This window comes from Prosthecobacter sp. (assembly GCF_044227185.1).
Taxonomy (GTDB): domain Bacteria; phylum Verrucomicrobiota; class Verrucomicrobiia; order Verrucomicrobiales; family Verrucomicrobiaceae; genus Prosthecobacter.
On the sequence record NZ_JBGAFO010000013.1, the window covers coordinates 49,617 to 61,573 of the forward strand.

Genomic DNA, 11,957 nt, shown 5'->3' on the forward strand with positions numbered 1-11,957 from the left:
GGCCACCCTCTCACGACTGCCCGCAGAGAAGCCTGCCAACAAACCCGACTCCAGCCCCAAAACACCGCCCCCAGACGCTGCACGGCCTGAGGCGTCAAATCGCCCACCGGCAGATGCGCCAGACAACGCCACCCGCCCATACGGCGCAGCCGATCCCGACGCCCGACCCGCCACGGCTGATCCCAGCCGCACACCCCACACAGACACGGATGCTGAAGCTCCGCGCAGCCGTGATGACTCCAACGGATGGACGCCGCAGGCAGACACTCAGCCAAGCGATGCGCGCCCCGGCAGGACACTTCCTGCGGATGCAGAGCCCCCGCTCAGATACGACTCGTCAGACTCTCCCCCATCCGGCAGAAACAGACCCGACGGACGGCCGGTGGCTCCTTCGTATCCCGCCCCGGCACGCGACAGCAGTACCGCAAGAAACGCCGGAGACACCACACCCTACCATCCGGCCACACCAGCGGACTCACCGCCCGCCACCAACTCGCGGACGGAAGACAGGCCGACCAACCGCAACGCCCCAGATCAAGTCCGGAACACCTCGGCAAAGCCGAGTGCCCGCCCCGCAGACAACTCAGGCCCGCGCGCGACCAACACCCCTGGAACCCCACCGGCAGCTCCGGCAAACGGCAGCCAGCCCTCGCCATCAACATCCACCCGTCCTACCGTCCCCCCCTCCACCCCACCGCTGAGCGTTGCCCAGTCGCAGCACCTCATCAATAATGTCGCAAACATGTCCCCCGAGGCCCGCCAGCACCCCCAGGTGCAGGCCGATCTGGCTCAGGCGCGGGATGTCGTGGCAGAGACGCACACGAAGGCAGGCGAAAGCGACTTCACTTCGGGTTCTGTCGTTACAAACGGATTGCCGGCTGGCATTACCAGCAGTAGTGCATACGGAGCAACTGGCATCAGTTCCAGAAGTTCCTCTGCACACCATAATTCATCGAGAACTAAATCGAGTGCGACCAGCCATGTTGTAGGAGCAGGGGCTTATCCCACCGTGCGTTGGAATCCTAATCGTGAAGGCACCCCTGTTAGAACACCCGAGCAAGCCGAGGCAATCGCCAAAGAGCATGGCGTCCATATTCCCGACTGGGTCAAATTTAGACCCGTACCTTCAGAGTTTTATGGCGAGGACAAGTGGGCGCAATATTGTTATTTTGGCCCCTCCACAAAATATGTCTCTCTCAAACTTTTGCTTGATCCTGACGGTACCTTATCAGTTGGGTTTGATGAGCGTCTTTTGCATAGCGACGAAGGAATCGTAGGTGTCTTCGCTCATGAAATGCATGAAGTGAATGCGCTTTATGAAATATTGCGACACGGTGACTCCATCTCTTTTGCCACTCTTGAGAGATTGATTCAACCTCCTCATGGCAGGCTCCATCAAGAAGCATGGGACATTTCTGATGCAAAGATTAAACAGATGCGAAAAGATGGATATGACGCACGCACACGCAAATTTTAACCCTCTCAGTCCACCACCATGAGAACCCTACCCCTGACATGCAAAGATCCAGCCGCATGGTTGAATGATTACAAAATTAATGGCATGCCCAAGCTGGAGTTTTTCACCTGCTTGACCGGATGCGCTGTTATCGCCGATCCGTCTGATATTGCAAAATCAGTGCCAGATGAACTTAAGGATGAGTACCGTGAACACGTTCGCGGCATTTCAGCTTTCAAAAATGATGACGACCTGATTTTCATCAACGGCCCACGAATTTTCGGGCTGCGGGAAGTGCGCCTTATGCATGAATGGTATTTACTTCATCCGAAAAATTGATGGTTTGGTTATCTCTTCAGCGTATGAAGTAGGGCATGCCTACATATCCCATGACCATGATGGCACGGTCAGCCTGTAGAGGAATGCGCTTGGATGATAAGTAGAGTCTGTCGGGTAGAAAGCAGAGCTTCAGCAACGTCGATGCCGAGGGGCGCGAGATCCCTCCCTCAGACACCCCGGAGCCCACCACCATCGCCCCCGCAGTGGTCCCGCGCCCGCCCGCCACTGGCGAACCAGATTCAGGAACACAAATACCACAAGATACCACTACCAGAGGACCCGCTCCCGGCAAAGAGGCGCAAACCACCGCCCCGGACAGCCAGACACCGCCAGAGCCCGGATCGGGCCCGTCTGCACATGCCGGAATACCAGAAACTACCACGAAAGTCCCCGCCGATGCACCGCCCGGGATGGAGCCATCCAAAGAGGCGGCATCCGCAGGCCAGGTCATGACCCTGGAAAACGCCCACGAGGTGCTTGGCGACATCGAGCGGCTCAAGGCCAAGGAGAAAAACGGCGGACTCACCAGGGACGAGCAGATCGACCTGCACCATGCCGAAAACCTCCTGGCCCGCGCCCAGGTCACCAATCTGGAGGCCAAGCAGAACGACCTGGGCAAACTGGACACGCCCCGTGATCTTCATTCCACCGAACTCGACGCGCTGGCAAAGGCCAAAGCCGTGCTGGCAAGACCCTGGCCCGGTACAGCACCCGCCAGCACCAGCACCCAGTCCAGCCGCGGCAGCCTCCCGCCTGGAGACACCGCCACCACCAGCGGCGTCACGCCGCCCGCAGGCATCGCCACCAGCGGCCATACCGGCACGGGAGACACCCCGGGTACGACAGCCACCGGCACCACCACCTCCACGGCCAGCTCCGGCGGCACCCTCACCCCTGCCACCGGCAGCGGAAGCGGCACCCACACCACCAGCGGCGTCACAGCCCCAGAGATCGGCCACGGCAAGCTGATACCAGAGGATACCACACACTCCGAGCACATCGACCTCGCGCGCAGGCGGGCGGAAAACCTCGAAGTAATCGCCGACAAGCGCCCGCTCAACAGGCATGAGCAGGAAGTCTATGATAACGCCCGCCGCGTCCGCGATCGCAACGCCCCCGCCCAGCCGGGCGACCGCAGCAGTCCCTCTCCGTCCGCAGGCAGCCGCAACACCGGCGACCCAGACCACCTCGCCATGTCCGGCGACGAAGACGCCCTCGTCCCCGTCACTCCAGATGAAGACGCCACGCTCAATGCGGAGGCTGACACTCCGCCTGCCGACGTCCACGCTCAAGGGCCTGATGCCCGGGGGGGCACGATCGACGCCCCACCCACAGCGCAAGCCACCCTGCCGTCATCCAGCACGCGAGCCACTGCCCAGGCGAAACCAAGTGCTACTCCCCACACAGCGCCTCCCGGCTCCCCGCCACCTCGAGGAAATCCACCGCCGGCCACCAGGAACCAACAGGGGGCGCAATCACCGGGCAACGAACCCAACAACACAGGTGCCGGCAACCTTCCTCAGAAGAAAAACAAGAAAAAAAGCGGTCCCGAGAAGCCAAAGCTGCCCGATAAAACAGCTTACAGCGCGGTTTTTGAAATCTACCTCGATCCAAAGGATTACGGAACCAGTGATGATATACATTTCAATCGCGCGAATGAAGCTCTGCACAAAGCAATTCTGGCAGACCCTGAGTTTGCCGCCATGATGGAAAAATTAATTCCGGGAGTAACAGAAATGGTGTCTTCAAAAGGTGGACGTGAAAATCCTGATGGGTATACTTGGCATCATGAGTCCACACCTGGACTCATGCGATTAGTCCCTAGAGATCAACACACATCTGGCTCAACTTTCTGGAATGCTCTGCATCCTGACCCCAAACGTCGAGGAGGCTATGCTCTCTGGGCCATTCCAGCTGGTGCAGTGGAGAGAAAAAAGAAGAAAAAGAAAAAATAGCCATGCGAGACCTCACTGAACTCAATATCAACCGAGGCGGAAAACCTGTGAACCGCCCGCCGCCTTCAGACGCAGCCATTGCCGCCTTTGAAGCCGAAATCGGCATGCCTCTTCCCGAGGAACTCAAAAATCTTCTCCGTTTTTCCAACGGAGGGCACCCGGAACTCGACTCCGTGGACGGTGGAGAAGCCGGCTGGGCCGTGAACCATTTTTATCATTTGACCGAGGAGGACAGGGGCATCGCGAGCCTATGGTATGCCCTCGAAGAATGGCGCCCCATTGTGGGCGCAGATTACATTCCATTCGCCGAAACCGGCGGCGGAGATCCGTTCATGCTGGATGTCTCCGAAACGCCCCCAAGCGTGAACATCTGCCTGCATAACGAGAATATGGACATCTACGAAGTCTCACCCAGCTTTGAAGCCTTCATCGACAGCCTCGCAATCAACCCAAATTATCGATGAACAATCCGCGCTATCACGGCAAACCCACCCTGCGTCTTCTGGAGTGCTATGTGCTCAAGGCCATCGGTGCCCTTTCACCGGCAGACGCGGAAAACCTCAGCGCCATGCAGCCCAAGCTGGCGCAGATCTACTCTGCCTCCGGCACCTGGGATCAGATCATCGCCAGTTCCATGCACCTGCCGGAAAACATGCCCGTCCTCATCCAGAACATGTGGCAGAAGCACCAGAAAACGGCTGCGGAGAAAAACATCCCCCTGACGCCGCAGCATTTCGCCGAAATGTTCGTGGACCATAATCTAGCTCCGCAGGATGCATAGCCAGGGGGTAAGATGAGGGAAATGGGGGGCAGGGTGGAATGGCGCTTGCTTAGCATCTTATGCAGCGCGAAAAATGGGGTCAGGAAAGAAGATGCCTGGCATGAATGGCACTCGGTTAAGCGACGAGACGGTAGCGGTCTCGGTGGAGGATTTCACGGAATTTATGCCTCGGCTTGGTGAGCAGCTGGAACGTTTTGGGTCGTCGTTTAACGGCCCTGGGCTCGCGTCTCTGAGGCCGCAGCGGGTTCTGCACGCTGGCGATGGCCTCCAGCAGTTCCGCTTGCCAGCAAGTCAGCTTGCGGGGCTGGTCATGGCAGGCCGCCGCTTGTGGCAGCCACTGGCGCAGCAGGTCCACCGCGCCTTTGAAACTGATGCGGCCAAGCTCCTGCTGGTGACTGCGGGCGCTCTGTAAAATCAGGGCGCGGATGGCATTGTAGGCGATGGCGTGCATGAGCAGCTCCTTCTCGATCATCGCGGGGTTTTTGGTGCGCAGCACCTCCATGTGCATGGTCGTCTTCACGTCGCGGTAAAACAGCTCGATGCTCCAGCGCCGGTGGTAGAGCTCTGCAAGGCGGGACGCCGGATAGGGCGGGACGCCGGATAGGGCGGGACGCCGGATAGGGCGGGACGCCGGATAGGGCGGGACGCCGGATAGGGGAAAAATGGGGTCAGGGTGCAAATAATTGACAGGCGCTTCCGGATGTTTTCGCCCTCGACTGTTGTCCGGAGTTCTTTCAGTCGTCGGACTTAGGGGGAAGCTGAGGGGTGCGGGGACTGCTCGCAGGCCCAGGTGGTTTTGTCAAAAATTTGCACACTGACCCCAATTCCGCTGGCACGCCCCACTCCGGGGGATGCCGACGCGCGGAGCTGGCCATCCGCCCGGCAGTCGTGGAAAGACGACGGCCACCCTGACGCCATGCCCGCGCCGCCCAGGGCGGTGGGCCAGGCCCTCGATCCCCGCGGCCCCTTCACGAAAGACCAGCCCGCCGCGACCGAGAGCTGGAGAGAGGATTTCCCCGCAACCGCCTCAGGATCGCATTTTGGGAAACCAGGAAATACCACGAATGCATCTGACGGCTTCGGATGGGAACCGCCAACTCCCCAACTTCCTCCTCCCCGAACACCGCCGCTGAGCGTGCAGAGGTCCCGGGAGCTGCTCCACAACGTCTCGAAGATGCCCGTCCAGGCTCAGCAACACCCGCAGGTGCAGGCGGATGTGGCGCAGGCGCGGCGGGTGGTGGAGGGGGACACGGCGCGTAGCACCCGGTTTGAGGCACCCCCGCCCTCTGCCTCCTCCCATGGGGCACAGTCCTCAGGCTCTGGGAAGACATCTCCATCGACTAAAGCCTTGGCGCAGCCAGCTCTCCCGGCCATCACAGGCAGGATTGGCGACATAGAAACGCGGCTTCAGGGTATGGCTGCGGAATGGAACAGGCTTCGGCAAGATTATGAAACGACGCAATCGAATAAAGAGGAGGCATCGATCAACGGCACTAACGCCGAATATTTGAAGGCCCGGAAAGCATTTATCAAGGCGGAGAACGCCCTCAATCAAATGATCGAGAACGCCCGCCGGGAGGTGGAGATTCCCCAGCATGAGCAGGGACAGGTCACTTTTGGTTCTGTTGACAGCAGGCTTCGGACAGCGGTGGAGGCCGGGGCGCGCCTAGCCACCCGCTACATTCACGCTGCCCTGCTGCCCAAAGTGGATGTGGCCTATCGCCCCTACCTCAGGCCTGCTTACCGAGACGGCGTCATTCGCATGGACGCTTCTGCCCCTGAGTCCAAAATCATGCATGAGATCACTCATGGCACGGAGGTGCAAAACCCTGCCGTCTTGGCCGCAGCGCTGTCCTTCCTGCGGTACCGCGCAGGAACTGAACAGCCAAAGCTCCTGAGTAAACTCACAGGAGATCAAAAACACCGCGCAGATGAATATGCGTATGAAGATCAGTTTGGGGCCTGCGGTGGTGATCACTACATGGGCAAGGACTGCGGGGGCAAAGGCACGGAGCTCCTGACCCGAGGCATCGAAAGACTGCATGCAAATCCTGTCGAATTCATGCAAAATGACCCAGAATATTTCCGCTTTATCCTTCAAACCCTCCAACAGCCATGAGCCTACCCCATACTGGAATCTACATCGCCGAATGTAACGGCTACCAAGTCTGCTTTGACGGCAATAAGTGGTGGAGCGACGACTGTCCACGTTTCAATGAACGGCTGGCAGATGACTTTGCCCGGCACTCTGCGCGCGAAACCCAAATGCACCGCACAGTAGCGGACATAGCGCGGCGGGTTTTGAATTCGTGGTACAAGGACTACAAGGAGATCTATTTTCAGTCAGACACATGGGGACCTGAAGATGAGCTGCCGGAAGGAGCCATCGACTGACAGGGGTGGGATTTTATCACTCACGGGTTTTGCGGCATGCTTTGGACCAGGGCAAGCTGGATGCAGAGCGTGCGCGAACAGGGGTTCTCGCGGACTGAAATAGAAGCAGGAGAGATGGCAGGGAGGAGCGGATCTTTCGAATATTTTTTCACGCGGCGCTTGACTCTGAAATTCCGGGCCCAAGGCTGTTTCCATGATGCCTGACCACAGCATGAGACCTGCGGGACGCCCGCAGGGTGCGGTGGCGGGTGTGTGATGCAGGCGGCTGAGGCCGCGTCTTCCTGACCGAGGCAATACAATTTTTTATAATACCACAAACAACCATAACATAGCACCATGACTGACGATGCCCAACCACCACCACCCGCAGCCGCCCCTTCTGCCGCCGTTTCCGAGGCTGCGGCTGTTTTTGAAAACCTTTCGGAGGCGGATGCCAGCGCGGTGCTGGAGAGCCTTCACAGCGAGAGCGGAGGCGGCGATGCAGATGCGGGCAGGGATGCGGAGATGGGGTATGCCGATGAGGCGGGGGTGGAGGTGCTGCCGGGCATGGATTCGCTGGTGGAGGTGCTGGGTGATGCAGATCTGACGGGGATGACGGACGCGCAGATGGCGGATTTTGAAAGCGGGGACGCGGAGCGGGTGGCGGCGGCACTGATGGCGATGCATTCGCAGCACGCAGAGGCGGGGGAGTTTGAGGGTGAGCCGGGGACAGACGCTGGCGCGGACGAGGGCGCGGCTTTCATGGGCGGGCCGGCGCGGGTGTCCATCAAGGCGCTGAAGCCGGAGGACCGGGCGCGCACGGTGCAGGCGCTGGACATGATCCGCGCGGGATGCACGCCGGCGGAGGCGTTTGCGGAGGTGTTTGGCATCACGGGCGGCGCGGCGGAGGATGAGGGGATGTATGTCGAGGAGGGAGAGGATGACTACTACGGGGAGCCTGAGGCGCCGGAGCTGGAGATGATGAGCGCGAGCGCCGCGCCGCAGGTGGCGGAGCTGGAGCAGCAACTGACGGCGCTGCAGCAGCAGTACCGGACGGCGAAGCATACGTATGACCCGGCGGCGACGGACCTTCTGGAGCAGATGACGGATGTGAAGCTGGACCTGCGCGAGGCGCGGCGGGAGGCGGAGGCGGTGAACCGCGAGTGGCTGGGCGCGCAGGAGGAAAGCCTGGCGCGAACGACGGAAATGTACGGCGAGCTGATGGCGGATGAGGAGTCCGGATTTGTGCCGTGCTGCGAAGATGAGATTTTGCTTGCAGAAGCAAAACACGACCCAATTCTGAACTATCCTGACTGGCCTGAGAAGATCGGACGGCGGGTGATTGACAAGTTTTTCAACGGGCACGCGGCGCAGAGCCCGGGCCATGCGAGAGGCTGGTCGCAGATACCACCCGCGCCGCGACATGCGGTGCGGCTGCCCGGCTCACCTGTCGGCCCCGGTTTTTCCGCCGGCGCGCTGTCTCCCCAGACGGCGATGGCGGAGATCGAGAAGCTGACGCCGGAGCAGCAGGACGCCTTCATCCAGAGCCTGGACAAGCTGACGGCCGTGAAAGTACGGCACCGGAGGCCTGGCGCGGATCATGGATATTAGGACCTGGGGGAAGATACCACACGTTCAGAGTTCGAAACCAAGCGAAGAAACACAAAACAAGCAAGCAACACACAACCATCTCAATTTGAGAAACTGACATGAGCAACTATCACGCAGAATCCATTGTCTCCACACTCGCGGCCGCCGTGGCGGCTGATCCGTCCGTCGTCGCCAAGGTCTATTCACAGCAGCTGCGCAAAGGGGCGCGCTCGGTGGATGACTTTTCGATGTTTGAAGGGGCGGAGGGCTCGGGAAAGCCCTTCATTGTACGCAAGGACATCGCCTCCGCGCATGCGGGGGACGAGGTGAAATTCACGGTCATGAGCCAGCCGCGCGGCCCGGGTGCGCGGGGCGAGCAGCCGCTGCGCGGGAATGAGTCCAGCGTGGACTTCAAGACCTTCGGCTGCGTGGTGGACTTCTGGCGCGACGCCTTCAAGTTTACCAAGAAGCAGCTCAAATTCATGGCGGGAGGCGGCGGGGTGAAATCCGCCGTGCTGCTGGCGCTGCGGGAGAAGCTGGGCCGCCGCCGAATGAACGACATGAAGATGGCGCTGAAGCTGCAGGGCGTGGGGAACACGATCTACCCGAACGGCCGGAAGACGCTGGCCAGCCTGAATGCGCTGGACACGCTGACGCCGAGCGGCATCACGAATGCGATCCCGCAATGGCGCCGGCTGGGCGGGCGCAGCATCGTGGTGACGAGCAAGCATGGCTCTCCGGTTTACAAGCCGATGGTGTACATCCCGGACGCGGCGATCGCGGGGATCAAGAACTCATCGAGCTACGAGCAGGCGGCGATGCACGGCGGCGCGCGCAGCAACGAGGAAAACCCGCTCTTCTCCGGCAAGCTGCTGGACTGGAACGGCGTGGGCCTCTTTGAGCATGCGTCTGTGGATCCGGAGAACGACCAGTGCGCCGATCCTCTGGCACCGCGCGCGATTCTCTCGACGGGCTTTGGCGTGGACTCCTCCAGCGGGGCCTGCGTTTTGAAGAGCCATGCGACGGACACGAAGACGCCCTACATGGCGTGGATGGGCGGGTATAAGTACGAGTGGTATGAGGGCCAGTCCACCAGCAGCGCGACGACGGCGCCGGGCGGTGTGGCGTGGACCACCTTCTACTCGAGCATCACCAGCGCCACGTATTATGCGTGGATCATCAATCCGGATGGCAGCGTGGGCTTTGTGAGCTGGACGGGGAGCAACAACGACGGCAACCAGATCACGCTGACGCACATCCTGAACCCGGACAACACGAACGATGGCTCCGGCCTGGGCGTGGACACGCTGGGGAACTTCGTGGCGACGGGGGACACCTGGGGCCTGAACACGGCGGGCAATGCCTACACGCGCGCGGCTGGCGGCGCGGGCAGCGGCTCGAACTGCTCCGCGGACTTCACCTGGACGGCGGAGTTTGACGCAGGCGCCTACATCATTCCCTGCAACGCGAACGGCGCGGTGGACATGTGCAGCCTGATCCTGGGGCAGGAGACGGCGGTGCGCGCCTACGTGGGGGATGACCTGCTGGTGGGTGACAAGGACGACTACTCCTTTGTGGATGGCGGCGGCTATGAGACCGTCTTCGGCCAGGCGCCCTGCATCCGGACGGACGGCAAGACGAGCGGCTACTCCCTGCTGCGCCATGCGGGCCAGCACCCGGGCCTGGAGGTGCCGACTCTGAGCGCCTAGTCCGCGCCACCACAGCGGCCCGCACGGTGTTTTCTTTGCAGCGGCACTGTGCGGGCCTGCACCCCACCAATCTTTCTCCTTCTCTTACTCCTACTCCTCCTCCCTTATTCTGGTAGTTTGTGCCATGAGCGACCGATCCGAGGGAGGAAGAGTAGGAGTAGGAGGAAGAGGAGGAGCCGGAGTCTGAGACGTGAACGAGTCCTGAGGTAGTAAGGGAGGTTTGAGTGAAGGCGGAGCGGGTGGATCGAGGACGAGTTCGAGTAGGAGGACGAGGACGATGAGGAACGATGCGCTGCGAAGACACTTTTTACTTTTTACTTTTGACTGAACGACTTTTGACTTTTGCCATTTTTTTTTATGAAGACCCACACCACAAACTCATGTCCCTCTCTTGTCACTGTTTCCACCCTGCCGGCCCGCGTTGACTCGGCGATGCTGGCGAAGTTTCGCCGGGCGGATGAGCCACTGGTGGTGGTGAAGCTGGTGGGGGTGGGGAACACCGCGCCGTATGATTTTCATGACAGGGGGACGCGGTCGTACCTCTTCCGCTATGAGGCGCAGATGGAGGGACACATTCTGCGCGTGCCGCTGCACCTGTGGCAGGCGGGGAAGGGCAGGCTGGCGCATGAGCTGATGGAGCAGCGCCGCCTGCCGCACGCGATGGTGGTGCTGCTGGAGTCGCCTGCCGCCGCTGCACCGCGGAGCAATGATGCCGAAAAGAGGGGCGCAACGGACACGCGAGCTGACACCCGTATCGTGGTTGGGCCGGGTGCTGAGCCGACCGTTGCGCCCGCCTCGGGCGGCGCCTGCGGCGCGTTGACGATGGCTGAAGGCGCCTGCGGCGCGTTGACGGTGGCTGAAGGTGCCTGCGGCACGTTGACGATGGTTGACGGTGGTTTGCCGGAGGTTTTCCAAACCACTGCAAACCATGGCAAACGGCTGCCAACTACCGCAAACGGCGCTGAAAGCGCCCCGCTGCATGAGGCGGCGTATGCGCTGGTGGACTCGCCGCGGAGGCTGAGGGCGCTGGCTGCGCTGCTGGGAGAGCCGGAGGGGGCGCTGCGGGCGGCCATTGTGCATGCGGGATCGCGGATTGAGCTGGTGAATGGGGGATGGGTGAGGCGCAGGGAGGAGGCAGGGGCGGCGTGAATCTTTCTCTTCCTCCTACTCCTACTCTTCCTCCCTTGGAGCGGAGGATTGTGGCATGAACTACCAGAGCGGGGGAGGAGGAGTAGGAGTAAGAGGAGGAGGAAGAGTGGCGGCAGAACCCCGCGCTGGGGAAAAGCGGAGCGGGAGGATCGAGGACGAGTAGGAGAACGAGGACGAGGACGAGCAGCGGAACGAGGACGAACTGAGGCTGAAGAGAGCGAATTTGAAGTTTTTGAGAGATATACCAGAAAATACCAACACGAAAACACACCATGAAACCACCTGGAATTCACCCTTTGAACAACTACCTTCTGCTGGATGTGACGCCGCAGGAGCAGACCACTGCCGCGGGCATCGTGCTGCCCACGGGGGTGCAGGGAGCGGGCACGCGCATGGAGGCGGTGGTGGTGGCGCGCGGGCCGGAATGCCGGCGCGCGGAGCTGGGCTGCGGCACGCAGGTGTACGTGGGCCGCTACGCCAGCGGCGAGCTGACACGCGGCGGGCGCCTCTACCGCCTGGCGCTTGAGACGGACATCATCGCCACGCTGGACTCCATGACGCTGAGCCTGGCCGAACCCCGCACGACACCCCTCACCACCCTCTGA

General features: G+C 61.0%; 12 protein-coding genes. 11 read left to right on the forward strand and 1 reads right to left on the reverse strand.

Going from position 1 to position 11,957, the window contains the following annotated elements; genetic code table 11:
- Positions 1-742 precede the first annotated feature (742 nt).
- The 5 genes from ACILSQ_RS25735 to ACILSQ_RS25755 all read left to right on the forward strand — a co-directional run bounded on the left by ACILSQ_RS25735 (position 743) and on the right by ACILSQ_RS25755 (position 4,531).
- Positions 743-1,477, forward strand: coding sequence for a hypothetical protein (locus tag ACILSQ_RS25735; RefSeq protein WP_395746554.1), 735 nt, complete (start codon positions 743-745; stop codon positions 1,475-1,477).
- Between the two features lie 18 nt (positions 1,478-1,495).
- Positions 1,496-1,795 (forward strand): hypothetical protein, encoded by a 300-nt coding sequence (locus tag ACILSQ_RS25740; protein ID WP_395746555.1) that lies wholly within the window; start codon positions 1,496-1,498, stop codon positions 1,793-1,795.
- A 410-nt stretch (positions 1,796-2,205) separates the two neighbouring features.
- Positions 2,206-3,750: an HNH endonuclease gene (locus ACILSQ_RS25745; RefSeq protein ID WP_395746556.1), complete on the forward strand. Its 1,545-nt coding sequence runs from the start codon at positions 2,206-2,208 to the stop codon at positions 3,748-3,750.
- 47 nt (positions 3,751-3,797) lie between these two features.
- On the forward strand, positions 3,798-4,214 hold the full coding sequence (locus tag ACILSQ_RS25750) for an SMI1/KNR4 family protein (protein WP_395746557.1): 417 nt from the start codon (positions 3,798-3,800) through the stop codon (positions 4,212-4,214).
- Complete coding sequence (locus ACILSQ_RS25755) at positions 4,211-4,531, forward strand: hypothetical protein (RefSeq protein ID WP_395746558.1); 321 nt, start codon at positions 4,211-4,213, stop codon at positions 4,529-4,531. The genes ACILSQ_RS25750 and ACILSQ_RS25755 overlap by 4 nt, the downstream gene beginning before the upstream one ends.
- A gap of 115 nt (positions 4,532-4,646) precedes the next feature.
- On the opposite strand, the gene ACILSQ_RS25760 is transcribed toward ACILSQ_RS25755, so the two are convergent.
- A complete protein-coding gene (locus ACILSQ_RS25760) occupies positions 4,647-5,210 on the reverse strand; it encodes a transposase (protein WP_395746559.1) in 564 nt (187 codons plus the stop codon).
- Positions 5,211-5,879: 669 nt separating this feature from the next.
- Here ACILSQ_RS25760 and ACILSQ_RS25765 point away from each other — a divergent pair.
- From ACILSQ_RS25765 to ACILSQ_RS25790, 6 genes are all read left to right on the forward strand, one after another.
- Positions 5,880-6,650: a hypothetical protein gene (locus ACILSQ_RS25765; RefSeq protein ID WP_395746560.1), complete on the forward strand. Its 771-nt coding sequence runs from the start codon at positions 5,880-5,882 to the stop codon at positions 6,648-6,650.
- Positions 6,647-6,925 (forward strand): hypothetical protein, encoded by a 279-nt coding sequence (locus tag ACILSQ_RS25770; protein ID WP_395746561.1) that lies wholly within the window; start codon positions 6,647-6,649, stop codon positions 6,923-6,925. The genes ACILSQ_RS25765 and ACILSQ_RS25770 overlap by 4 nt, the downstream gene beginning before the upstream one ends.
- Positions 6,926-7,261: 336 nt before the next feature.
- The gene (locus ACILSQ_RS25775; RefSeq protein ID WP_395746562.1) at positions 7,262-8,515 is read left to right on the forward strand and encodes a hypothetical protein; all 1,254 of its coding nucleotides are present in this window, start codon (positions 7,262-7,264) and stop codon (positions 8,513-8,515) included.
- Between the two features lie 98 nt (positions 8,516-8,613).
- Entirely contained in the window at positions 8,614-10,203 is a 1,590-nt protein-coding gene (locus ACILSQ_RS25780; protein WP_395746563.1) for a hypothetical protein, read from the forward strand.
- 357 nt (positions 10,204-10,560) lie between these two features.
- Positions 10,561-11,352, forward strand: coding sequence for a hypothetical protein (locus ACILSQ_RS25785; RefSeq protein WP_395746564.1), 792 nt, complete (start codon positions 10,561-10,563; stop codon positions 11,350-11,352).
- Between the two features lie 272 nt (positions 11,353-11,624).
- Entirely contained in the window at positions 11,625-11,957 is a 333-nt protein-coding gene (locus ACILSQ_RS25790; RefSeq protein WP_395746565.1) for a hypothetical protein, read from the forward strand.

Excerpts from the sequence above, each read along its gene's own strand:
- ACILSQ_RS25755 (WP_395746558.1), top strand. The coding sequence starts at position 4,211 with ATGAACAATCCGCGCTATCACGGCAAACCCACCCTGCGTCTTCTGGAG.
- ACILSQ_RS25775 (WP_395746562.1), top strand. The coding sequence starts at position 7,262 with ATGACTGACGATGCCCAACCACCACCACCCGCAGCCGCCCCTTCTGCC.
- ACILSQ_RS25740 (WP_395746555.1), top strand. The coding sequence starts at position 1,496 with ATGAGAACCCTACCCCTGACATGCAAAGATCCAGCCGCATGGTTGAAT.
- ACILSQ_RS25790 (WP_395746565.1), top strand. The coding sequence starts at position 11,625 with ATGAAACCACCTGGAATTCACCCTTTGAACAACTACCTTCTGCTGGAT.
- ACILSQ_RS25735 (WP_395746554.1), top strand. The coding sequence starts at position 743 with ATGTCCCCCGAGGCCCGCCAGCACCCCCAGGTGCAGGCCGATCTGGCT.
- ACILSQ_RS25780 (WP_395746563.1), top strand. The coding sequence starts at position 8,614 with ATGAGCAACTATCACGCAGAATCCATTGTCTCCACACTCGCGGCCGCC.
- ACILSQ_RS25785 (WP_395746564.1), top strand. The coding sequence starts at position 10,561 with ATGAAGACCCACACCACAAACTCATGTCCCTCTCTTGTCACTGTTTCC.
- ACILSQ_RS25770 (WP_395746561.1), top strand. The coding sequence starts at position 6,647 with ATGAGCCTACCCCATACTGGAATCTACATCGCCGAATGTAACGGCTAC.
- ACILSQ_RS25745 (WP_395746556.1), top strand. The coding sequence starts at position 2,206 with ATGGAGCCATCCAAAGAGGCGGCATCCGCAGGCCAGGTCATGACCCTG.